14 protein-coding genes and 3 pseudogenes are annotated in these 22,559 nt (G+C 64.7%); 5 read left to right on the top strand and 12 right to left on the bottom strand.

The window, feature by feature from the left end:
• Positions 1-43: 43 nt before the first annotated feature.
• The 4 genes and pseudogenes from PST29_RS32630 to PST29_RS32645 all read right to left on the bottom strand — a co-directional run.
• A complete protein-coding gene (locus PST29_RS32630; RefSeq protein WP_442963163.1) occupies positions 44-916 on the bottom strand; it encodes a methyl-accepting chemotaxis protein in 873 nt (290 codons plus the stop codon).
• Positions 899-1,669, bottom strand: a pseudogene (locus PST29_RS32635) (MCP four helix bundle domain-containing protein); the annotation flags it as partial. The pseudogene PST29_RS32635 and the gene PST29_RS32630, both read right to left, overlap by 18 nt.
• 194 nt (positions 1,670-1,863) lie before the next feature.
• Positions 1,864-2,736, bottom strand: a complete 873-nt coding sequence (locus tag PST29_RS32640; RefSeq protein ID WP_442966405.1) for a methyl-accepting chemotaxis protein — start codon at positions 2,734-2,736, stop codon at positions 1,864-1,866.
• Positions 2,719-3,489: pseudogene (locus PST29_RS32645) on the bottom strand (MCP four helix bundle domain-containing protein); the annotation flags it as partial. The pseudogene PST29_RS32645 and the gene PST29_RS32640, both read right to left, overlap by 18 nt.
• A gap of 311 nt (positions 3,490-3,800) precedes the next feature.
• Between PST29_RS32645 and PST29_RS02465 the strand changes: the two are divergent.
• From PST29_RS02465 to PST29_RS32655, 4 genes and pseudogenes are all read left to right on the top strand, one after another.
• Complete coding sequence (locus tag PST29_RS02465; RefSeq protein WP_016962666.1) at positions 3,801-4,031, top strand: hypothetical protein; 231 nt, start codon at positions 3,801-3,803, stop codon at positions 4,029-4,031.
• A complete protein-coding gene (locus PST29_RS02470; RefSeq protein WP_060837200.1) occupies positions 4,028-4,330 on the top strand; it encodes a cell division protein ZapA in 303 nt (100 codons plus the stop codon). The genes PST29_RS02465 and PST29_RS02470 overlap by 4 nt, the downstream gene beginning before the upstream one ends.
• 163 nt (positions 4,331-4,493) lie before the next feature.
• Positions 4,494-5,519 (top strand): annotated as a pseudogene (locus tag PST29_RS32650) (HAMP domain-containing protein); the annotation flags it as partial.
• Positions 5,520-5,645: 126 nt separating this feature from the next.
• Entirely contained in the window at positions 5,646-6,386 is a 741-nt protein-coding gene (locus PST29_RS32655; protein WP_375136275.1) for a methyl-accepting chemotaxis protein, read from the top strand.
• Positions 6,387-6,645: 259 nt separating this feature from the next.
• Here PST29_RS32655 and PST29_RS02480 read toward each other — a convergent pair whose 3' ends face one another.
• Together PST29_RS02480 and putA are read right to left on the bottom strand one after the other, a co-directional pair.
• Positions 6,646-8,448, bottom strand: a complete 1,803-nt coding sequence (locus tag PST29_RS02480) for an acyl-CoA dehydrogenase (RefSeq protein ID WP_060837202.1) — start codon at positions 8,446-8,448, stop codon at positions 6,646-6,648.
• Between the two features lie 171 nt (positions 8,449-8,619).
• Positions 8,620-12,573: a trifunctional transcriptional regulator/proline dehydrogenase/L-glutamate gamma-semialdehyde dehydrogenase gene (putA, locus tag PST29_RS02485; protein WP_060842288.1), complete on the bottom strand. Its 3,954-nt coding sequence runs from the start codon at positions 12,571-12,573 to the stop codon at positions 8,620-8,622.
• 466 nt (positions 12,574-13,039) lie between these two features.
• On the opposite strand from putA, the gene putP reads away from it, so the two are divergent.
• Positions 13,040-14,524: a sodium/proline symporter PutP gene (gene putP, locus PST29_RS02490; RefSeq protein ID WP_060837204.1), complete on the top strand. Its 1,485-nt coding sequence runs from the start codon at positions 13,040-13,042 to the stop codon at positions 14,522-14,524.
• A 665-nt stretch (positions 14,525-15,189) separates the two neighbouring features.
• On the opposite strand, the gene PST29_RS02495 is transcribed toward putP, so the two are convergent.
• The 6 genes from PST29_RS02495 to PST29_RS02520 all read right to left on the bottom strand — a co-directional run bounded on the left by PST29_RS02495 (position 15,190) and on the right by PST29_RS02520 (position 22,307).
• On the bottom strand, positions 15,190-15,684 hold the full coding sequence (locus PST29_RS02495) for a DUF2165 family protein (protein WP_060837205.1): 495 nt from the start codon (positions 15,682-15,684) through the stop codon (positions 15,190-15,192).
• Positions 15,685-15,812: 128 nt separating this feature from the next.
• A complete protein-coding gene (locus PST29_RS02500) occupies positions 15,813-17,084 on the bottom strand; it encodes an O-acetylhomoserine aminocarboxypropyltransferase/cysteine synthase family protein (protein WP_060842289.1) in 1,272 nt (423 codons plus the stop codon).
• 222 nt (positions 17,085-17,306) lie between these two features.
• Positions 17,307-18,731 (bottom strand): glycerol kinase, encoded by a 1,425-nt coding sequence (locus PST29_RS02505; protein WP_060842290.1) that lies wholly within the window; start codon positions 18,729-18,731, stop codon positions 17,307-17,309.
• Between the two features lie 27 nt (positions 18,732-18,758).
• Entirely contained in the window at positions 18,759-19,991 is a 1,233-nt protein-coding gene (locus PST29_RS02510; protein WP_060842291.1) for an NAD(P)/FAD-dependent oxidoreductase, read from the bottom strand.
• Positions 19,978-21,384, bottom strand: coding sequence for an NAD(P)/FAD-dependent oxidoreductase (locus tag PST29_RS02515; RefSeq protein ID WP_060842292.1), 1,407 nt, complete (start codon positions 21,382-21,384; stop codon positions 19,978-19,980). The genes PST29_RS02510 and PST29_RS02515 overlap by 14 nt, the downstream gene beginning before the upstream one ends.
• A 158-nt stretch (positions 21,385-21,542) precedes the next feature.
• On the bottom strand, positions 21,543-22,307 hold the full coding sequence (locus PST29_RS02520; protein ID WP_060842293.1) for a DeoR/GlpR family DNA-binding transcription regulator: 765 nt from the start codon (positions 22,305-22,307) through the stop codon (positions 21,543-21,545).
• Positions 22,308-22,559: the final 252 nt, after the last annotated feature.

Here is a 22,559-nt window from a genome sequence, read left to right on the forward strand (position 1 = left end):
CACGTGCTGTGCGCCGGGTCTTTGCCGAGCCTGGCCCGGTGCTTCAAAGGCTGAAGCGCGCCACCAGGCTGTTGAGGTCCACGGCCAGGCGCGACAGCTCGTTGCTGGCTGCACTGGTCTGGTTGGCGCCGGTGGACGATTGCACCGACAGGTCGCGGATGTTCACCAGGTTGCGGTCCACTTCCCGGGCCACCTGGGCCTGTTCCTCGGCGGCGCTGGCGATCACCAGGTTGCGTTCGTTGATCTCGATGATGGCGCTGTTGATGGTGTCCAGGGACAGACCGGCGCCACGGGCGATGTTCAGGGTCGACTCGGCGCGTTCGGTGCTGTTGCGCATCGAGTCCACGGCGTGTTCGGTGCCGCTCTGGATGCTGCCGATCATGCGTTCGATTTCGCTGGTGGACTGCTGGGTACGGTGGGCCAGGGCGCGCACTTCATCGGCGACCACGGCAAAGCCGCGGCCGGCCTCGCCGGCACGGGCGGCTTCGATGGCGGCATTGAGCGCCAGCAGGTTGGTCTGGTCGGCCAGGCCGCGGATCACGTCCAGCACCTTGCCGATGTCCCGCGACTCGTTGGCCAGATCGCCGATCAGGCTGGCGGTGCTCTGTACGTCCGAGCTCATGCGCTCGATGGCGGACACGGTTTCCTGCACCAGGTCGCGACCGTCGCCGGCGGAGGTGGTGGCGTTCTTCGAGGCTTCGGAGGTGCTGACGGCATTGCGGGCCACTTCTTCCACGGCGCTGGTCATTTCATTGACCGCCGTCGCGGCTTGCTCGATCTCGTTGTTCTGCTGGGTCAGGCCACGGGCGCTTTCGTCGGTGACGCTGTTGAGTTCCTCGGCCGCCGAGGCCAGTTGGCCGGCGGAGCCGGAGATGCGTTGCAGGGTGTCGCGCAGTTTTTCCTGCATCTTGGCCATGGCCTGCAACAGGCGCCCGGCCTCGTCGCTGCCGTCGATCCGGATCGGCCGGGTCAGGTTGCCTTCGGCGATTTCTTCGGCGGCACTCAGGGCGTTGGCGATCGGTACGGTGATGCTGCGGGTCAGCAACCAGGCGAACAGCAGGGTCAGGCCGGTGGCCAGCACCAGCAGGGCCACCACCAGAGCGAAGGCCGAGGAGTACTGCTCGGCGGCTTGCTGGTTGGTGTCCAGGGTCTGCTGGGTGTTGATCTCCAGCAGGCGGTTGAGCACGGTGTTCATGGCTTCGGAGTTGTTCAGCAGGTCGGTGTTGAGCAGGTTGCGCAACTCGTCCACCTGATTGCTGCGGGACAGGCTCTTCATCCGCTCTTCGATCTGCCGGTACTGGCCCAGCAACTGCACGTACTGGTCATAGGCGGCTTTTTCCGCCGGGCTGCTGATCAGCTTTTCATAGGTCGTCTGGGCCGTGCGGATCTGCTGGTTGCGCATCTCCAGCAGTTCCACGGTCTTTTGCTGCACATCCGGCTCGCGGTTGACCAGCAAACGGTAGGACAGCACCCGCAGGCGCAGGGTCAGCTGGGTGAATTCGTCGAGGCTCTTGATGCTCGGCACGCTGCTCAGGGTGATGTCCTCGGCGGCACCGCGGATCTTGCTCATCTGATTCAGGGCGAACACCCCGAGGATCAGCATCAAGCCGCCGATCATGGCAAAACCGAGGAAGGCCCGCGGAGCGATATTCATATTACGAAGGGACATGGTGAGTACCAAAAAGGGCGCATCCGTGCGGGGCTTGAGACTGATCTACCGTGACATATCGGTCGTACGACTAAAGTCTTGAGTCACGCAGCGGATTTAGCCGCCCGCCCATGCACCGCCCTGGCAGCGCCAAGCGCCGCTACCCCTGGCTCCAGCCCCCGCACTAGAGGGCTGGAGCAGGACGCAAGGGGGGGTTACAGCTGGAACCGGGTCACCAGATTGTTCAGGTCCACGGCCAGGCCCGACAATTCGCTGCTGGCGGAGCGGGTCTGGTTGGCCCCGGTGGTGGATTGCACCGACAGGTCGCGGATGTTCACCAGGTTGCGGTCCACTTCCCGGGCCACCTGGGCCTGTTCCTCGGCGGCGCTGGCGATCACCAGGTTGCGTTCGTTGATCTCGATGATGGCGCTGTTGATGGTGTCCAGGGACAGACCGGCGCCACGGGCGATGTTCAGGGTCGACTCGGCGCGTTCGGTGCTGTTGCGCATGGAGTCCACGGCATGTTCGGTGCCGCTCTGGATGCTGCCGATCATGCGTTCGATTTCGCTGGTGGACTGCTGGGTGCGGTGGGCCAGGGCGCGCACTTCATCGGCGACCACGGCAAAGCCGCGGCCGGCCTCGCCGGCACGGGCGGCTTCGATGGCGGCATTGAGCGCCAGCAGGTTGGTCTGGTCGGCCAGGCCGCGGATCACGTCCAGCACCTTGCCGATGTCCCGCGACTCGTTGGCCAGATCGCCGATCAGGCTGGCGGTGCTTTGCACGTCGCCGGTCATGCGCTCGATGGCGGCGACGGTTTCCTGAACCATGTCCCGTCCGTCCCCGGCGGACCGGGTGGCGTTCTGCGAGGCTTCGGAGGTGCTGACGGCATTGCGTGCCACTTCTTCCACGGCGCTGGTCATTTCATTGACCGCCGTCGCGGCTTGTTCGATCTCGTTGTTCTGCTGGGTCAGGCCGCGGGCGCTTTCGTCGGTGACGCTGTTGAGTTCCTCGGCCGCCGAGGCCAGCTGGCCGGCGGAGGCGGAAATGCGTTGCAGGGTGTCCCGCAGCTTTTCCTGCATGGTGAGCATGGCCTGCAACAGGCGGCCGGCTTCGTCGCGGCCATCCACGGTGATCGGTTGGGTCAGGTTGCCTTCGGCAATGGTTTCGGCGGCATGCAGAGCGTTGGCGATCGGCAGGGTGATGCTGCGAATCAGTCGCCAGGCGAACAGCAGGGTCAGGGCGCTGGCCAGTACCAGCAGGCTCACCACCAGATTGAAGGCGGTGGTGTATTGCTCGGCCGCGTCTTGATCGGCGGCCTGGGAGTACTGGGTGTTGATCTCCACCAGTTGGTTGAGGAGGGCGTTGATCTTTTCGGCGCTGGCCATCAGTTCGGTGTTGAGCAACTGCTGCATGCTTTCGAGCTGGTTGTTGTGCGACAGCTCGATCAACTGGGCTTCCAGTTGGCGGTGGTGGCTCAGCAGCTCCAGGTACTGATCGTAAGCGGCTTTTTCCTCGGGGCTGCTGATGAGCTGTTGGTAGCGGGCCCGGGTTTCATCGATCTTCTGGTTGCGCTGGCTGATGGAGTCCAGGGTCTTTTGCTGTTCCTCGGGGTCGCGGTTGAGCAGCAGTCGATAGGCCTGGACCCGCAGGCGCAGGCTCAGTTGGGTGAAGTCGTCGACGCTCTTGATGCTGGGGATGGTGTCCTGGGTGATGCGTTCGGTCGCCGCGCGGATCTTGCTCATCTGGTTCAGGGCAAAGATCCCCAGAAACAGCATCAAGCCACCTATCAGGGCAAAACCGAGGAATGCCCTCGGAGCGATATTCAGGGTACGCAGGGACATTGAACCTACCTCGGATGTGCGCAGCTTGCGCGTGTGGGGCTGGGAAGTACCTGTGCTATCGCGTTGAAAAAATGCTTCTTGAATCGTCAGGAGCAGTTTCAGAAAAGTCTGAGTGCTCGTTGGGAAATTTCAGAAAAGTCCCGACGGCCCGACGGAACGTCAGGAACCCACGGGGCGAATGACAGTCTCTAGCAGCTCTCGCGGAAGGGTCATCGCCAGTAAAATCAAGGCCTTGCGCCTGGATAACCCTGGTATCCAAGGTGACTTTTCTTTATCGTACGCGCCCTTTGCAAAAAGCCCGGAAGATCAAAATGTTGGAAGCATCCCTCAGCCAATTGGAACAGCTGGTCAGCGACCTGGTGCTACAGAACCAGGAGCTGCTCGGCACGAACGCAGCCCTCAAGGAACAACTGGCCCAGGCCAAGGATGAAAACGAAAGCCTGCAATTGAGCCTGATGGAACAGGAAGAGAAACAAGGCGCGACCGCAGCCCGCATCCAGGCCCTGGTTGAGCGCGTCAGTGCGAGCCCGGCCAACCCATGAGACACCATATCGATGGGGTGAAGGTGATCTCGATCCTGGGCGAGGATTACTCGATCAAGGCCCCGGCCGGTGAGGAACAGACCCTCATGGACGCCGCGCTGATGCTCAAGGCGGCCCTGGCCGACACCAAGAAGAAATACCCGACGCTGATTGGCGAGCGCCTGCTGGTGCTGGCGGCGATGAACCTGTGCTCGCAGCAGATCGAGATGCAAAAGCGCCATGCCCAGGAACTGGCCCGTTATGAGGAGCAGGTGAGCGCCACCGTCGAGGTGATCGCCAAGACCATTCAACAGAATTGATGGAAGTGCACACAGCCGGCGGGTAACGGGTTGGACAAGCAGGGTCAATGTTTGTATACAACTTCCCGCGGCTGGCGCGGTATCTCAGCCTCTTATAACCATAAGAAAGAGGTGTTCCATGCAATTCTGGCGACGCAGTATTCAATGGCAGCTGATCCTCAGCATGGGGTCGGCCCTGTTGGTCAGCCTGCTGGTGGTAGTAGCCATCTACACGGTACTGATCAATCACCTGACCCAGAACTATCTGGTGGACAGGGCGCTACCTTCGAGCATCGAAGCCATGCGCAACGATATCGAGCGCATTCTCACCCAGCCGCTGACCGCCGCCCGGGACCTGGCCGGCAACGGCATGCTGCGCGACTGGCTGGCGGCGGGCGAAGACCCGGCTCGGGCGCAGAGCTTCATCAGCTACCTGGAAGACATCCGCGCCGAGAACCAGGCGTTCACCACCATGATGGCCAGCCCGCTCAGCCATCATTACTACAACCAGAAAGGCCTGGACCGGACCCTCAGCCGGGACAATCCCAAGGACGCCTGGTTCTATCGCTTTATCGACAGCGGCAAGCCGCGAGTGCTGAACATCGATATCGACGTTGCCAGCGGCGAGCTGGCGCTGTTCATCAACTACCGGGTCGAGAAAGACGGTGCGCTGGTGGGCGTCACCGGCCTGGGCTTGCGCATGACCGAGCTGTCGAAGCTGATTCACGACTACAGCTTTGGCGAGCGCGGCCGGGTGTTTCTGGTGCGCAGCGATGGTTTGATCCAGGTCCATCCGGACGCCGAATTCAGCGGCAAGCGACAGTTGTCCGAGCAGATCGGCGCGACCGCCGCCGAGGCGCTGATGGGGCACGAGGGGCTGACCAGCAGTCATTTCGAGCGTGACGGCGAAGACTTCCTGGCCCTGAGCCTGCCCCTGCGCGGCTTTGGCTGGAGCCTGGTGGCCGAGGTGCCGCAGGAGCAGATCTACGCCGAGGCGCATCGGGCGATCTGGCTCACCAGCCTGATCGGCCTGGGCATTGCCGCGGTCTGCCTGTTGCTGGTGGTGCTGCTGGCCCGTGGCCTGGTGCGTCCGGTCCGGCAAGTGACCGAGGGGCTGGTGGCCATCGGCAGCGGTGGCGGTGACCTGACCCTGCGCCTGGACGCCAGCCGCGCCGACGAACTGGGGGACCTGGCGCGGGGCTTCAACCGCTTCCTCGACAGCCAGCGCGGCATGATCGGCGAGGTGCTGGCCACCACCGAACGCCTGCGTTCCTCGGTGAGCCAGGTGGCGGCGGTGGTAGAGAACACCGCCGAGCGCTCCGGACAGCAACAGGAAATGACCGACACGGTGGCCACCGCGGTGCACCAGATGGGCCTGACGGTCCAGGACATTGCGCGCAATGCGGGGCAGGCGGCGGACGCTTCCCAGGCGGCCCGGGACGAAGCCTTGCAGGCCCGGGAGGTGGTGGGCGGCTCGATCCGGCATATCGAGAGCATGTCCGGGGACATTGCCCTGGCCGCCGGCGCCGTGAGCGAACTGGCGGAGCAGGTGGCCTCCATCGACCAGGTGCTGGCGGTGATTCGCGGGGTTTCCGAACAGACCAACCTGCTGGCCCTCAACGCTGCCATCGAAGCGGCCCGGGCCGGCGAGATGGGCCGTGGCTTTGCCGTGGTCGCCGATGAAGTGCGCACCCTGGCCCAGCGCACCCAGACCTCCACCGATGAAATCCAGCAAATGATCCAGGGCCTCAAGCAAGGCGCGGAGAACGCGGTGTCCTCGATGCATGCCGGGCAGACGGCGACCGGCACCGGCGTCGAATCCAGTCAGCGCACCGGCGCCTCGCTGACCGCGATCACCGGGCAGGTGGAGCGCATCAGCGACATGAATCAGCAAGTGGCCACGGCCACGGAGCAGCAGTCGACGGTGACCGAAGAGATCAACCGCACGGTGCAGGGGATTTCCGATCTGGCCCGGGCCACGGCGGCCGAAGTGCATGGCTGCCGTGAAGACTGCCGGACCCTGCAGCGCCTGGCCGAGGATCTGGTGCGCCAGGTGGGTGGTTTCAAGCTGCACTGACCAGCCTGTAGGAGCTGGCTTGCCAGCGAACCTCGGGCCGCGCAATGCCAGGCCGGACGCTTTCGCCGGCAAGCCGGCTCCTACGGGTGTGGAGTGAAGGTTCTGGTAGGAGCTGGCTTGCCAGCGAACTGCGCGCCGCGCAATGCCAGGCCGGACGCTTTCGCCGGCAAGCCGGCTCCTACGGGTGTGGAGTGAAGGTTCTGGTAGGAGCTGGCTTGCCAGCGAACCGCGCGCCGCGGTGTGTCAGGTCGCCTGGGCCTCAGAACCAGGCGTCCTGCATCTCCAGGCAGGTGGCGTCCCGTGCTTCCAGCAGGGTCAGCTCATGCTGGCAGGCCGGCACTTCCCAGGTCAGGAAGTAGCGCGCGGCCTGCAGCTTGCCCCGATAGAAATCCCGATCCGCCGCCACTTCCCGGGCCAGTCCTTCCTCGGCCCTGATGGCCTGTTCCAGCCAGCGCCAGCCGATCACCGCGTGACCGAAGGCCTTCAGATACAGCGCCGAGTTGGCCAGGGTCGCCGTGACCTTGCCAGTGGCCAGATCCCCCAGCAGACCCAGGGTCACGCCCTGCAGGCGCGACACCAGTTGCTCCAGAGGCTGGCGCAGGGCATCCAGCGACGGATGGGCGCGGGCCCGCTCGCCGGTCTCGGCGATCAGGCGGATCAGGCGCTTGAGCCCGGCGCCGCCGTTCTGCGCCAGCTTGCGGCCCAGCAGGTCGAGGGACTGGATGCCGTGGGTGCCTTCATGGATCGGGTTCAGGCGGTTGTCGCGGTAGTACTGCTCCACCGGGTATTCCCGGGTATAGCCGTGGCCGCCGAGGATCTGGATCGCCAGCTCGTTGGCCTTGAGGCAGAACTCCGACGGCCAGGATTTGACGATCGGGGTCAGCAGGTCCAGCAGTTCGTGGGCCTGCTGGCGTTCGCCGTCGTCGGCCAGGGTGGTGGTGTCGTCGAACAGCCGCGCCGCATACAGCCCCAGGTCGAAGGCGCCTTCGACGTAGGCTTTCTGGGTCAGCAGCATGCGTCGCACATCGGCGTGCTGGATGATCGAAACCGGTGCGGTGGTGGGGTCCTTGCTGTCCGGCAGGCGACCTTGCGGGCGTTCGCGGGCGTATTCCAGGGAATACAGGTAGCCGGCATAACCCAGCATCACCGCGCCCATGCCGACGCCGATCCGCGCCTCGTTCATCATCTGGAACATGTAGCTCAGGCCCTGGTGCGGCTGGCCCACCAGATAGCCGACGCAGTGGCCGTTATCGCCGAAGTTCAGCGCGGTGGAGGTGGTGCCGCGCCAGCCCATCTTGTGGAACAGCCCGGCCAGCAGCACGTCGTTGCGCGGCCCCAGGCTGCCGTCGTCGTTGACCAGGAACTTGGGCACGATAAACAGCGAAATGCCCTTCACCCCGGGCGGTGCGTCCGGCAGCTTGGCCAGGACCATGTGCACGATGTTCTCCGACAGCGGGTGGTCACCGCCGGAGATGAAGATCTTGTTGCCCTTGAGCCGGTAGCTGCCATCGCCTGCCGGTTCGGCGCGGGTGCGGATATCGGCCAGCGAGGAGCCGGCATGGGGCTCGGTCAGGGCCATGGTGCCGAAGAAGCGGCCGTCGATCATCGGTTGCAGGAAGCGTTGTTTCTGCTCGTCGGTGCCAAAGCTTTCGATCAGGTTGGCCGCGCCCATGGTCAGGAACGGGTAAGACGTGGTGGCCGCGTTGGCCGCCTGGAAATGGGCGAAACAGGCCTGGGACAACAGGGTCGGCAACTGCATGCCGCCCGCGTCGAAACTGCGCGCGGCGTTGAGGAAGCCGGCTTCGAGGAAGGCGTCCACCGCCGGTTTCACTTCAGGAATCAGCACCGCCTGGCCGTCTTCGTAGCGCGGCTCGTGTTCATCGCCCTTGCGGTTGTGCGGGGCGAAGTACTTCTCGGCGATGTTGCGCGCGGTGCCCAGGGCGGCATCGAAGGTTTCGCGATTGTGCTCGGCAAACCGCTCGCGCTGGGTCAGGCCCTCGGCGTCGAGCACCTCATACAGTTCGAAAGCCAGATTGCGGGAACTGAGCAGCGTCTCGGACATGGCGGCATACCTGTTGGCTAGGGAATGGACCGAGTCTAGGCGCGTGAATAAAGGCTGAATAGAAAGATTGATAAAGGTGATGGAGGGGCAGAAGCAGCTACAAGCTACAAGCTGCAGGCAAAGGCGTTGCACCCTTACTTGCCGCTTGTAGCTTGCAGCTTGTCGCTGCTCTTAACCGATGGTCATCAGGCTGGCGTTGCCGCCGGCCGCCGCGGTGTTGACGCTCAGGGCGCGCTCGATCACCAGGCGTTCCAGGGCAATCGCCGTCTCGCCCTGGGACAGGCCCTGGACGCCGACGATGGCGCCGGCACGCTGGGCCACTTGCTGGCAAACGCCGCGCAGTTGGTCAGAGTCGCCGTGGTGCAGGACGGCGTCGAACACCACCTCGTCCTTGGTCCAGTCGGCCACACGCTGGATGCGTGCCTGCACGTCCTTCGGCAAGCGGGCGAACAGTGCCTTGCTGAGCTCGCTTTCCGGCCACACCGCCGAACCGCCGACTGCCAGCACGGCCGCCAGTTGGGTCAGCAGATCGCCTTCGATGTCCGCCAGGCACAGCACGTGCTCGCGAGGCAGGATGGCGTAGCTGTTGCGTTCGCCGGTCGGGCCGGTCAGTTGCCGGGTGATGCCGCTTTGCGATTGGCCGGCGAACTGTTTGCACAGGGTCGCCAGTTCCGCCAGCTTGTTGCTCTCGGCCCAGGCTTGCAGGGCATTGAGCGGCTTGCCGAGGACTTCGCGCAGGCGCAGGTCCGGAGCGTTGGCGGCATCGGCGCGGGCGAAGGATTGCTCGATGGCGTCCACCGGACGGGTCGACAGCAGGCGGTACAGGTACAGCGGGCCGCCGGCTTTCGGGCCGGTGCCCGACAGGCCTTCGCCGCCGAACGGCTGCACGCCGACCACGGCACCAACGATGTTGCGGTTGACGTAGACGTTACCGGCGTGGACGTTGTCCACCACCTTGGCGATGGTTTCGTCGATCCGGGTGTGCACACCCAGGGTCAGGCCATAACCGGAGGCGTTGATCTGGGCGATCAGTTGGTCGATGTCTTTGCGCTTGTAGCGCACCACGTGCAACACCGGGCCGAAGATCTCGCGTTGCAGCTCATCGAAGCTTTCCAGCTCGATCAGGGTCGGCATGACAAAGGTGCCGCGCTTGCATTCTTCGCTGTCGGCAATGGCCATCTGGTACACGCTGCGACCTTTGTCGCGCATGGCCTGGATGTGCTTCTCGATGCCGGCCTTGGCTTCGGCGTCGATCACCGGGCCGATGTCCACCGACAGGCGCTCCGGGTTGCCCAGGCGGCTTTCGGCCATGGCGCCCTTGAGCATTTCGATCACGCGGTCGGCGGAATCTTCCTGCAGGCACAGCACGCGCAGGGCCGAGCAACGCTGGCCGGCGCTGTCGAAGGCCGAGGACACCACGTCGATGACCACTTGTTCGGTCAGGGCCGAGGAGTCGACGATCATCGCGTTCTGGCCGCCGGTTTCGGCGATCAGCGGGATCGGGCGGCCCTGGTTGTCCAGGCGCCCGGCGATGTTGCGTTGCAGCAGGCGCGCGACTTCGGTGGAACCGGTGAACATCACGCCCTTGACGCGCTCGTCACCGACCAGGCGGGCACCGACGCTTTCGCCCTGGCCCGGCAGCAGTTGCAGCACGCCTTCGGGAATCCCAGCTTCCAGCAGCAGGCGTACGGCCTGGGCCGCCACCAGCGGGGTCTGTTCGGCCGGCTTGGCCAGTACCGGGTTGCCGGCGGCGAGGGCGGCGGCAACCTGGCCACTGAAGATCGCCAGCGGGAAGTTCCACGGGCTGATGCACACCACCGGACCCAGCGGACGATGGGCGTCGTTGCTGAAGTCATTGCGAGCCTGCACCGCGTAGTAACGCAGGAAGTCCACGGCTTCACGCACTTCGGCGATGGCGTTGGCGAAGGTCTTGCCGGCTTCGCGGGCCAGCAGGCCCATCAGTGGCTGGATCTCGCCTTCCATCAGGTCGGCGGCGCGTTCCAGGATCGCGGCGCGTTCGGCCGGCGGCGTGGCCTGCCAGATCGGCGCGGCGTTGAGGGCGCACTGGATGGCGTTGTCGACGTCTTCGACCGTGGCTTCCTGTACGTGGCCCACCACATCGCGATGGTCCGACGGGTTGAGGACCGGCGCCGGGGTTTCGTTGCTGGCGGCGCAACCGAGCATCGGCGCGGCCTTCCAGTTGTTGTGGGCGGTGGCCAGCAGTGCGCAGGACAGCGACGCCAGGCGGTGTTCGTTGGCCATGTCGATGCCGGCGGAGTTGGCGCGTTCGGCGCCATACAGGTCACGCGGCAGCGGAATGCGCGGGTGCGGCAGGCCGAAGCCGCCTTCCAGGGTGGCCATCTGCTCGATCTGGCTCACCGGGTCGGCCACCAGTTCCTGGATCGAGATCGACTGGTCGGCAATACGGTTGACGAACGAGGTGTTGGCGCCGTTTTCCAGCAGGCGGCGAACCAGGTAGGCCAGCAGGGTTTCGTGGGTGCCGACCGGTGCGTACACGCGGCACGGACGGTTCAGCTTGCCATCGGCGACCTTGCCCACCACTTGCTCGTACAGCGGTTCGCCCATGCCGTGCAGGCACTGGAACTCGTACTGGCCGGGGTAATAGTTCTGACCGGCAATGTGGTAGATCGCCGACAGGGTGTGGGCGTTGTGGGTGGCGAACTGCGGGTAGATGACTTCCGGCACCGACAGCAGTTTGCGTGCGCAGGCGATGTAGGAAACGTCGGTGTACACCTTGCGGGTATAGACCGGATAGCCTTCCAGGCCTTCGACCTGGGCGCGCTTGATCTCGCTGTCCCAGTAGGCGCCTTTCACCAGGCGGATCATCAGGCGGTGACGGCTGCGACGGGCCAGATCGATCACGTAGTCGATCACGTACGGGCAGCGCTTCTGGTAGGCCTGGATCACGAAGCCGATACCGTTCCAGCCGGTCAGTTGCGGCTCGAAGCACAGGCGTTCCAGCAGGTCCAGGGACAGCTCCAGGCGGTCGGCTTCCTCGGCGTCGATGTTCAGGCCGATGTCGTACTGCTTGGCCAGCAGGGTCAGGGACAGCAGGCGCGGGTACAGCTCTTCCATCACGCGCTCGTACTGGGCGCGGCTGTAGCGCGGGTGCAGGGCCGAGAGCTTGATCGAGATGCCCGGGCCTTCATAGATGCCGCGGCCGTGGGAGGCCTTGCCAATGGAATGGATGGCCTGCTCGTAGGAGGCGAGGTATTTCTGCGCGTCGTGCTCGGTCAGTGCCGCTTCGCCGAGCATGTCGTAGGAATAGCGGAAGCCCTTGGCTTCGAACTTGCTGGCGTTGGCCAGGGCTTCGGCGATGGTTTCGCCGGTGACGAACTGCTCGCCCATCAGGCGCATGGCCATGTCCACGCCCTTGCGGATCATCGGCTCGCCGCTCTTGCCGATGATGCGGCTCAGGGAAGAGGTCAGGCCGGCCTCGTTGTGGGTCGACACCAGCTTGCCGGTGAGCAACAGGCCCCAGGTGGCGGCGTTGACGAACAGCGACGGGCTGTTGCCCAGGTGCGGCTGCCAGTTGCCGGTGCTGATCTTGTCGCGGATCAGCGCGTCACGGGTGCCCTTGTCGGGAATGCGCAGCAGGGCTTCGGCCAGGCACATCAGCGCCACGCCTTCCTGGGACGACAGGGAGAATTCCTGCAGCAGGCCCTGGACGATACCGGCACGGCCGCCGGCGCTCTTCTGGTTGCGCAGTTTCTCGGCGATCGAGGCCGCCAGCTTGTTCGCGGCTTCGGCGGTGGCGGCCGGCAGGCGCGCCTGCTCCAGCAGCATCGGCACCACTTCCGGCTCCGGACGACGGTAGGCGGCGGTGATCGACGCGCGCAGCACCGATTGCGGGAGGATGCTCTCGGCGAACTCCAGGAAGCATTGGTGAGCGTGATCGGTCTGCACCTCGCCGGCGTCATCGCCGTCTTTGGCGGTGACACTGCTCAGCTCGGACAGGGTTGCACCACCCTCGAGTTTTTCCAGGTAATTGAAAATCGCCTGCTTGATCAGCCAGTGCGGCGTACGATCGATCGAGGCCGCAGCGGCCTTGAGGCGCTCGCGGGTTGGGTCGTCGAGTTTGACCCCGAGGGTGGTGGTAGCCATATTTTTATCCTCATGTTTGCCACGCACGTGTGGCATCAGCTGGCGGCAAGATTATCCGCGCGCTGAAATAGGTGCAACCGGGTGCAACCCATTTTCGGACGGAAAAAACCGCAGCTTGTCAGGAATAAAATTCCTGCCTGATCCGGCTTGCCTCCTGATGGTGCATTTACTTCTGAAAAACCGGTTTCTTGCTCCAAAAGGGAGCAAAAGCGTCGCTGGCAGCCGATTATTCGACAAGGTGCAACTTAATCGCCGCAAATTGGTTGCACCTTGTTCATTTTGTTGCATAGGATTCGCGCCCAAGGTGCAACCGACCCCTTTTTGGGGTGGTTCATCGGCTGATGGCTTTCCTGGGGAAACATCAGTCATAAATGCGCGGCTCGCCTGACCGTCTGCCAAATACCATCGTTTGGCGTCGGCGGGCAGTGACCGCCGCACCATAAAAACAAAGCCAGGGCGTAACTCAATGAGTGCAAGCAATCCCACCCTGATCACCTTCGTGATCTACATCGCAGCAATGGTGCTGATCGGCTTCATGGCCTATCGCTCCACCAACAACCTTTCCGACTACATTCTGGGCGGCCGTAGCCTGGGCAGCGTGGTGACTGCGCTTTCCGCCGGTGCTTCCGACATGAGTGGCTGGTTGCTGATGGGCCTGCCGGGCGCCATCTACATGTCCGGTCTGTCGGAAAGCTGGATCGCCATCGGCCTGATCGTCGGCGCCTACCTGAACTGGCTGTTCGTGGCCGGTCGCCTGCGGGTACAGACCGAGCACAACGGCGATGCCCTGACCCTGCCGGACTACTTCTCCAGCCGTTTCGAAGACAAGAGCGGCCTGCTGCGGATCATCTCTGCGGTGGTGATCCTGGTGTTCTTCACCATCTATTGCGCCTCGGGCATCGTTGCCGGCGCCCGTCTGTTCGAAAGCACCTTCGGCATGCCTTACGAGACAGCCCTGTGGGCCGGCGCGGCCGCGACCATTGCCTACACCTTTGTCGGTGGTTTCCTGGCAGTGAGCTGGACAGATACCGTACAAGCCACCCTGATGATCTTCGCCCTGCTGCTGACCCCGATCATCGTGCTGCTGGCCACCGGTGGCGTCGACACCACCTTCCTGGCCATCGAGGCTCAGGACCCGACCAACTTCGACATGCTCAAGAACACCACCTTCATCGGCGTGATCTCGCTGATGGGCTGGGGCCTGGGCTACTTCGGTCAGCCGCACATCCTGGCGCGCTTCATGGCGGCGGACTCGGTGAAATCGATCGCCAACGCTCGTCGCATCTCCATGACCTGGATGATCCTGTGCCTGGGCGGCACCGTGGCCGTGGGCTTCTTCGGCATCGCCTACTTCTCGGCGCATCCGGACGTGGCCGGCCCTGTGAGCGAAAACCCTGAGCGGGTGTTCATCGAACTGGCCAAGCTGCTGTTCAACCCGTGGGTTGCCGGTGTGCTGCTGTCGGCCATCCTGGCGGCGGTAATGAGTACCCTGAGCTGCCAGTTGCTGGTGTGCTCCAGTGCCCTGACCGAAGACTTCTACAAGGCCTTCCTGCGCAAGCACGCCTCGCAGCTGGAACTGGTATGGGTCGGTCGCGCCATGGTGCTGGTGGTGGCGCTGATCGCCATCGCCATGGCGGCCAACCCGGAAAACCGCGTACTGGGCCTGGTGAGCTATGCCTGGGCCGGTTTCGGCGCCGCCTTCGGTCCTGTGGTGCTGATCTCGGTGATGTGGAAAGGCATGACCCGCGACGGCGCGCTGGCCGGGATCATCGTCGGTGCCGTCACCGTGATCCTGTGGAAGCACTTCGCTCTGCTGGGCCTGTACGAAATCATCCCGGGCTTCATCTTCGCCAGCCTGGCGATCCTGCTGGTGAGCAAGATGGGCGCGCCGACCGCTGGCATGGTTCAGCGTTTCGAAGCGGCCGAGAAGGATTTCAAGCTCAACCACTGAGTACGAAGGCCTGGCCCTGATTCTCCAGGGCGCTGAACAACGGCCCGCTGCGTTATCGCAGCGGGCCGTTTTTTTTTGCGGTTCGGCTAGCGGCTGCCGCAGGCTGCGAACCTGATGGGCGGCATTCCGGCGCAGCGGTGGCGGCGCTCTGAAGAACGCCAAGGCTCGTCTGGCAATCGCCAGGCAAGGCCTTGCCATGGCTCGGCAGCGGCTACAACCAATGCCGATCCGAGATTGGTGTAGCCGCTGCCGCAGGCTGCGAACGGCCCGAAGGGACGCGGCGCTCTCACGGCCGATGAGCTCCGACGAGGGATCGCCAGGCAAGGCCTTGCAGACCTTTGCGTAGCCTCGCCATGGCTCGGCAGCGGCTACAACCAATGCCGATCCGAGATTGGTGTAGCCGCTGCCGCATGCTGCGAACGGCCCGAAGGGACGCGGCGCTCTCACGGCCGATGAGCTCCGACAGGGGATCGCCAGGCAAGGCCTTGCAGGCCTTTGCGCAGCCTCGCCATGGCTCGGCAGCGGCTACAACCAATGCCGATCCGAGATTGGTGTAGCCGCTGCCGCAGGCTGCGAACGGCCCGTTGGGACGCGGCGCTCTCAAGGCCGATGAGCTCCGACGGGAGATCGCGAGGCAAGGCCTCACAGGCTCGGCGGCGGCTGGGTTAGTGCAGTTCTGCGTCCGGCTGGTTGAGGAAGATCAACACGCCAAGGATCGCCATGTAGAACTTGAAGGCGGCGTCCTGGCCGTTCCAGACCTTGGATTGCCACATCATGAACCACTCGCCGCCCACCACCATGAAGCCGAAGAACCAGACGCAGAAGCCCAGGCAGAAGCCGGCAATGGCCCAGCCCTTGGAGCGGTTGAAGTAGCTGGCCACGCCGTGCCGTGCCAGCCACAGGCGCAAGGCGCCGACGACCAGCAGCACACCGGTCAGGGCTTCGCCGCCGATGATCAGCCAGTAACCGAGGTTCCACAGCAGCGGCAGGGTCACGGCGCGGTCGGTGGCGGTGTTGTCGGGGAAGACGCTGTCCATGCTCAGTACATGCTGGACAAAGGCAAAGTTGGAGCCGTAGTCGCTGATGTTGTTGTAGGCCACCAGCAGCGCGAAGGCCGCGACAGCCAGGGTCATGGTGATCTTTACGTAACGCACAATCATGGTTGAGTCCTTTGCGGGTAAGAGAGGTTCCTGGGGGCTGTCGGTGGGGAGGGCGCGCCGGTGCCGACGCGGGTTGCTCAATGCTTGGGGCACGGGCCCGCCACCCTCGGGCGGCGGGCCTTGCGGGGTCAGGCCTGGCGCAGCGCCTGATCGAGGTCCTCGAGCAGGTCTTCGATGGCTTCGATGCCCACCGAGAGACGGATCATCTCCGGCTTGACCCCGGCCTTGGCCTGCTCTTCTTCGTTCATCTGCCGGTGGGTGGTGGAGGCCGGGTGGCAGGCCAGGGACTTGGCGTCGCCGATGTTCACCAGGCGCTTGAAGATCTGCAGGGCGTCGTAGAAGCGCACGCCCGCGGCGTAGCCGCCCTTGAGACCGAAGGACAGGATCGCCGACGGCTTGCCCTGCATGTACTTGCGCGCCAGTTCATGGTGCGGGTGATCGGGCAGGCCGGCGTAGCTGACCCAGGCTACCAGCGGGTGCTCCTTGAGAAACTGCGCGACCTTGATGGCGTTGTCGGTGTGGCGCTCCATGCGCAGGGCCAGGGTTTCCAGGCCTTGCAGCAGGAGGAAGGCATTCATCGGCGCCAGCGCCGCGCCGGTGTTGCGCAGCGGCACGGTGCGGGCCCGGGCGATAAAGGCTGCCGGGCCGAATTTCTCGGTGTAGACCACGCCGTGGTAGGCCGGCTCCGGGGTGTTGAGGCTGGCGAATTTCTGCGGATGCTCGGCCCAGGGGAAGTTGCCGCTGTCGACGATCACCCCGCCCAGGGAGTTGCCGTGGCCACCGACGTACTTGGTCACCGAGTGCACCACGATGTCGGCGCCGAACTGGATCGGCTTGCACAGGATCGGCGTTGCCACGGTGTTGTCCACCATCAGCGGCACGTTGCGGGCGTGGGCGACCTGGGCCAGGCCCTCGATATCGACGATGTTGCCCGCCGGGTTGCCGATGCTCTCGCAGTACACCAGCTTGGTCTTGTCGTCGATCAGCTCGGCGATGGCTTCGGGGGAATCGTCCCGGGCGAAGCGCACTTCGACGCCGAAGCTGGGCAGCAGGTGGGCGAACAGGGTGTAGGTGCCGCCATACAGCTGCGGGGTGGAGACAACGTTGTCGCCGGCCTGGGTCAGGGTCTGGATCGCGTAGTGGATCGCCGCGCTGCCGGCGGCCACCGCCAGCCCGGCGATCCCGCCTTCCAGGGCGGCCATGCGCTGCTCCAGCACATCGTTGGTGGGGTTCATGATGCGGGTATAGATGTTGCCGGGCACATCCAGGTTGAACAGGTCGGCCCCGTGCTGTGCGTTGTCGAACTCGAAGGCGACGTTCTGATAGATAGGCACGGCCACGGCCCTGGTGGTCGGGTCCGACTTGAATCCGTGGTGCAGCGCAATCGTTGCGTCTTTCATAAATCCTCGACTCAGTAGCAATCCGTTTATGAGCACAGCCAGGCAGGTCGTGTGCCCGCGCAGCAGTCAGTGGTCCCGTGTGTCTGAGTCGCCAGCAACCGCTTGATGTGCCCGCCGCTCGGTGGCGGGCGGGCGCGTCAGTGTCCAATAGGCGTGGCGGATCGGCAAGGGGAGCGCAGGCGTTCCGCGAGAGTGGCGGCCATCCTTGGCCACTGGAGCGTTTCAGCGTGGCTGTGACCAGCCTTGGGAGCGCTTGACCGCGGCGCTGAAGGTGCGGCGCCAGGCGTCTGCCGTGGCCCGGTCGATGCGCGGGTGGTAGTCGGTGCGGGTGTTGTCCAGCTCGGGCAGCTCCAGGCCCAGGCCGCGGGCAGCCAGGGCGGCGCAGCCCAGGGCGGTGAGTTCGTCGAAGCGCTGGGTGACGATGGTGCGCTGCAGGATGTCGGCGAGAAACTGGGCGAAGTACGGGCTGCGGGCCAGCCCGCCGTCGATCGATAGCTGGTCGGTGACGCTGAGGTGATCGTCCATCGCGGTGATGACTTCGGCGCTGCGCAGGGCCACGCCTTCCAGTACCGCCTGGCACAGGTCCTGGCGGCTGGTGGCGGCGTTCATGCCGATCCACACCGCCCCGGCACTGCGGTCCCAGTGCGGGCAGGCGAGCCCGGACAAGGCCGGGACGAAGGCCAGCTCACGGGAGATCGCCGGAGGCGGGTCAAAGGCAGCCAGCTCCGAAAAATCACTGAACAGCCCCAGCCGCCCGGCCCACTCCACCGCGGCGCTGGCGTCATAGACGCCACCGTCCATGGCATACACCGGTTGGCCGTCGGCCTGCCAGGCGACGGTGGCCAGCAGGCCTTTTTCCGGGGCGCGGATGATCTGCTCGCCCGTGACCGTCAGAGCAAAGGCGCCGGTGCCGAAGGTGATCTTGGCATCTCCGGGTTTGCGGCAGCCGTGACCATAGAGCGAAGCCTGCTGGTCGACCACCGAAGCGCTGATGGGGGTTTGGCCGATGCGCCCGAAGTCGCCGACCGTGGCGCGGATTTCCGGCAGGGCCTGCAGGGGCACGCCGAACAGCGCGCACAGCTCCGGGTCCCACTGGCCGCTGGCGAGGTTCATCAGCGAAGTGCGCGAGGCGGTGGTGATGTCGGTGGCATAGACCCCGGCCAGGCGGTCGAGGAAGTAGGCATCGGTGGTGCCCAGGCGCAGGCGGCCGGCGCTCAGGGCTGCTTGCGCCTCTGGCAGGTTTTCCACGATCCAGGCCAGCTTGCTGGCGGAAAAATAGGCGTCCAGGGGCAGCCCGGCGCGTTCCAGGGTCAGGGCTTCGGCGCCATTGGCCCGCAGTTCTTCGATGCGTGCGGCGCTGCGGTTGTCCTGCCAGACGATCACCGGGGACAGCGGTGCGCCACTGATGGCGTCCCAGGCCAGGCAGCTTTCGCCCTGGTTGGCCAGGCCGATGGCGTCGACCCGGCCGGTGGCTTCCAGGCAGCGTTGCAGGTTGGCCAGCAGTTCCAGCGGGTCGTGCTCGACCCAGCCCGGACGCGGGTGGTGCTGCTGGTGGCGCAGCGCCAGTTGGATGTCGGCACGGCCTTGCATGTCCACGACCAGTACGCGGGTGCTGGTGGTGCCCTGGTCAAGTGCGGCTATTCGCATGGTCTTTTCTCTTGTTGTGGGACGGGCCTAGTCGATGCGGATGTCCAGTTGGTCGAGGTGTTCCGGCAGTTGCAGTTCCTTGAGGGGAATCAGCAGGCGCCGTTCCGGCAGTGCCGAGACCGGGCGGCTCCAGAGGTCCAGGCCCTGGGCGCGGACCCGCAAGGTGCCACTGACCGCCCGGCTGACCCGCAGTTGGATGTGTCGCAGGCCCGCAAGCTCGCCGCGCACCAGCCTGCTCGGTACGCCGAGCTTGATCGGCTCTGCGTATTTCAGGGTCAGCGCGTCATGCGGGGCGGGTAGTTGGCCGCACAGGGCCAGGGCCATCAGGCTGCCGATGCGCCGCCCTTCACGGTACGACCAGCCGGCGGTCTCGATCGGCCGCAGCAGGTTGCCGGCGGCGAAGTAGGCCGGGTCCGAGCAGCGCCCGTACTGGTCGATCTTCGGCCCGCCGCTACCGCTGTCCAGTTGCAGGTGGCTCTGGCGCACCAGGCTCGATTCCGGGGTGAACTGGCCCGTGAGCAGCACGCCGTCGCAGGCAATCTCGCGCAGCTGACCGTCGGCCAGGCGCACCTGGGCCGATTCCACCCGGCCGGTGCCATTGATTGCCAGCAGTTGCGCGCCGAAATGCATGGGGATGCCCAGCAAGCGTGGAAACAGCGACAGCGGCCAGCGCGCGGTTGCCCGGGTGTTGGCTTCGAGCACCGCCACCGGGCGGATTCCGGCGCGCCGGCAACTGAGCACGGCGGACAGGCTGACCAGTTCGGTGCCGACGATCAGCGGCCGCTCAAAGGGCTTGAGGTGCTGCATATAAAGGAAGTTCTGCAACGCTCCGGTGTTGATCACGCCCACTGGGCGGTCGCCGGACAGCAGGCGTGCCGAGCGCGGGGTTTCCCGGGCGCCGGTGGCGATCAGGACCTTTTGTGCCTGGATCTGCCGCGGCCCGTCGGGGCTGGCCAGGCGCAACAGGCCGCCGGGTTCCAGGCTGACCACGGTGTGGCGCAGCAGCACGACCACGCCGGCCTGCAACGCGGCCTCGACATTGCGCCGAGCGTAGGCCGGGCCACTGAGAACACGCTGGTATTCACCCATGCCGAAGGGCGGGTGAGCGCAGTGCCGGGGAATGCCGCCGGCCTCGCTTTCACGCTCGATGACAATCACCGGGCCGATGCCCTGGCGCCGCAGTTCAATGGCTGCCGCGAGGCCCGCCGGGCCGCTGCCGATAATGGCCGCTTCGGCCTGAAGAAGTTCAGTGCTGTTCATGGCAACGACCTGTGGCAAGTGGGACGGCCAGCTGGCTGGCACTGAGTTCGGCGACCTGGGCCGAGCAATAGAAACCCTGGCAGCGTCCCATGCAGGCGCGGGTGCGACGCTTGAGCCCGCCCAGATCGCCAGGGGGCAGGGGGCTGTGCAAGGCGCTCTCGATTTCGCGACGGGTCACCAGTTCGCAATGGCAGACGATTTCGCCATAGCCGGGGCGTTGCCAGTCGCGGGGCAAGTGCTCCGCGAGGTTGGGCATCTGCGGCCAGACCGGCTCCCGCACCGGATGGTGCTGGCGGCGCTGGCTGTACAGGCCATAGACGTGCCGGGCAATGCCCAGGGCGGCGGTGAGCCCGGTGGAGCGGATGCCGCCGACGGTGATCCAGTGCCGGGAGTGGTCGGCCTGGATCCGGTATTCCTTCTTTTCGCTGGCGGGGCGCAGCCCGGCGTAGGTGGCGGTGACCGGCATCCCCGCGAGGGCGGGAATCCGCTCCACGGCGGCGTCGATCAGGCTTTGCAGGGTCGGGCCGTCGAGCCCTGCATGCACCCGGTCTTCCTGTTCTTCGGCGGTGGGCCCCACCAGCAGGTTGCCGTAGACGGTGCGGGTCAGAACGATGCCCTTGGTGCGTTCGTTGGGCACCGGCAGGACGATGCGCTCCAGCAGTTTGGTCGCGGCCTTGTCGAAGACCACGAACTGGCCCTTGCGCGGCATGATGCGAAATTCGCTGTGGCCCAGCAGGTTGTGCTCCAGGGTGTCGCCGAACAGCCCGGCGCAGTTGATCACCTGGGCGCTGCGCAAGGTGCCCTGGTTGGTATGCAGGGTCCAGGCGTCACCGTCGAACTGGCCTTGCTGCACCTCGCACTGCAACTGCACCCGGGCACCGTGGGCCATGGCCTGTTGCAGGTAGCCCAGGGGCGCGGACCAGGGGTCGATCAGGTGTTCGTCGGGCACCAGCACCGCGCCCACGGCGTGATTGGCCAGATGCGGTTCAAGGGCGAGGATCTCGCTGCGTTCCAACAGGCGCGCATTGTCGACCCCATTGGCCTGGGCCTGGGCGAGGATCCCCGGCAGCTTGGCCTGGTCCTCGGCGTTCCAGGCCACCACCAGTGCCCCGCACTTGAGCAGCGGCAGATTCATCGCCGAGTGAATTTCCAGGTATTCCTGGTAGCCGGCCTGCATGCACTGCAATTCCAGGCTGTCACTGGGGGCATCGAAGCCGGTGTGCAGGATGGCGCTGTTGGCCTTGCTGGCGCCGGAAAGAATGTCGCTGCCCTTTTCCAGCACCACCACCCGTGCGCCTTCCAGGGCAAAGCGCCGGGCCATGGCGCAACCGACGACCCCGCCACCGACGACGGCCACATCGAAAGTCACATTGTTCGGATAAAGTTCGGTCATATAAAAGCCTGTTTCCTGCGGTAACACCCAAGGATCTGTGCAGGAATCAAAGCATAATGCGCGCCATATTTGTTGTTTTTATTTTCTATTCGGTCATTTATCGGTCGCTATACTGTGGTTTTTGCTGTGGAAAACTATTTCCTGCAATAGCCCGGGGCTCAGGGCTGTGTCACGACATGCACGTCCACGCCGGCCTTCTCCAGTGCGGCCAGCAGCTCGGCACCGGGCTGGCGATCGATCACCAGGCGGTCGATGCGCTCCAGCGGGAATACCTTGAACAGGCCACGGCGTTCCAGCTTCGATGAGTCGGCGATGACCGTCAGTTGGCGGGCCTGGGCAATCATCGCGCGGGCCACTTCGGCTTCTTCGATGGAGAAATCCATGGCGCCGTCTTCATTCAGTGCACCGATGGTGATCACGGCATGCTCGGCGTTGAAGCGGGTGATCTGCTCCAGGGCCAGGGTGCCGACGTTCTGGGTCGAGTCGGGGCGATATTCGCCACCGATCATGAACACCCGGTTGCCCGATTCGCCAATGCAGCCGGCGATCGGCAGGGAGTTGGTGATGACCGTCAGGCGCGTGTGCTGCGCCAGTTCGCGAGCGAAGAACAGGGTGGTGGTGCCGGTATCGATGAAGATGCTGTCACCGGCGCAGAACAGGCCGGCGGCGTAGCGGGCGAGGGCGCGTTTCTCTACCGCATGTTCGTTCATGCGGGTCTGGAAGGTGTTTTCGTGCTCGCCGGTCGGTGGTAGCGCCGCACCGCCGTGGAACTTGGTGACCAGGCCGCTTTCCGCCAGTTCGCTGAGGTCGCGGCGGATGGTTTCCTGGGAGGTGGCGGTGATGCGCGCCAGCTCTTCCACGGAGATCCGCTCGCGCTGGCGCAGGAGTTCGAGAATGTGCTGTCGTCGTTCGTTGGGGCGCATGGTGTTTTCCGTTAGTGGTACTTCGCCACACAAATGGGCATTTTTTGTTACTTAGGCACACTCATGACTCAGAAATGTGCGTATTCGGTCAAGTTCGCTGGAAAAGTTAAGCATTTACTTGCACGTTTCACAATGCTCAGCAGTCATGAGATTTCAATAGGGCTGTCGGCCTATCGGGGCAACACCGAGCGCTTTTTTTGACCGATATTTGGTTATTTGTCTGTAAAAACCACAACTAATACACATTGTGGC

Origin of the sequence: Pseudomonas sp. St29, assembly GCF_001547915.1 — a bacterium.
Lineage (GTDB): Bacteria > Pseudomonadota > Gammaproteobacteria > Pseudomonadales > Pseudomonadaceae > Aquipseudomonas.

Bases quoted from the DNA above. Each gene is read 5' to 3' on its own strand.
- PST29_RS32630 (WP_442963163.1), bottom strand. From the start codon at position 916: ATGGCCAAGATGCAGGAAAAACTGCGCGACACCCTGCAACGCATCTCC.
- PST29_RS32640 (WP_442966405.1), bottom strand. From the start codon at position 2,736: ATGCTCACCATGCAGGAAAAGCTGCGGGACACCCTGCAACGCATTTCC.
- PST29_RS02465 (WP_016962666.1), top strand. From the start codon at position 3,801: ATGTTGGAAGCATCCCTCAGCCAATTGGAACAGCTGGTCAGCGACCTG.
- PST29_RS02470 (WP_060837200.1), top strand. From the start codon at position 4,028: ATGAGACACCATATCGATGGGGTGAAGGTGATCTCGATCCTGGGCGAG.
- PST29_RS32655 (WP_375136275.1), top strand. From the start codon at position 5,646: ATGACCGACACGGTGGCCACCGCGGTGCACCAGATGGGCCTGACGGTC.
- PST29_RS02480 (WP_060837202.1), bottom strand. From the start codon at position 8,448: ATGTCCGAGACGCTGCTCAGTTCCCGCAATCTGGCTTTCGAACTGTAT.
- putA (WP_060842288.1), bottom strand. From the start codon at position 12,573: ATGGCTACCACCACCCTCGGGGTCAAACTCGACGACCCAACCCGCGAG.
- putP (WP_060837204.1), top strand. From the start codon at position 13,040: ATGAGTGCAAGCAATCCCACCCTGATCACCTTCGTGATCTACATCGCA.
- PST29_RS02495 (WP_060837205.1), bottom strand. From the start codon at position 15,684: ATGATTGTGCGTTACGTAAAGATCACCATGACCCTGGCTGTCGCGGCC.
- PST29_RS02500 (WP_060842289.1), bottom strand. From the start codon at position 17,084: ATGAAAGACGCAACGATTGCGCTGCACCACGGATTCAAGTCGGACCCG.
- PST29_RS02505 (WP_060842290.1), bottom strand. From the start codon at position 18,731: ATGCGAATAGCCGCACTTGACCAGGGCACCACCAGCACCCGCGTACTG.
- PST29_RS02510 (WP_060842291.1), bottom strand. From the start codon at position 19,991: ATGAACAGCACTGAACTTCTTCAGGCCGAAGCGGCCATTATCGGCAGC.
- PST29_RS02515 (WP_060842292.1), bottom strand. From the start codon at position 21,384: ATGACCGAACTTTATCCGAACAATGTGACTTTCGATGTGGCCGTCGTC.
- PST29_RS02520 (WP_060842293.1), bottom strand. From the start codon at position 22,307: ATGCGCCCCAACGAACGACGACAGCACATTCTCGAACTCCTGCGCCAG.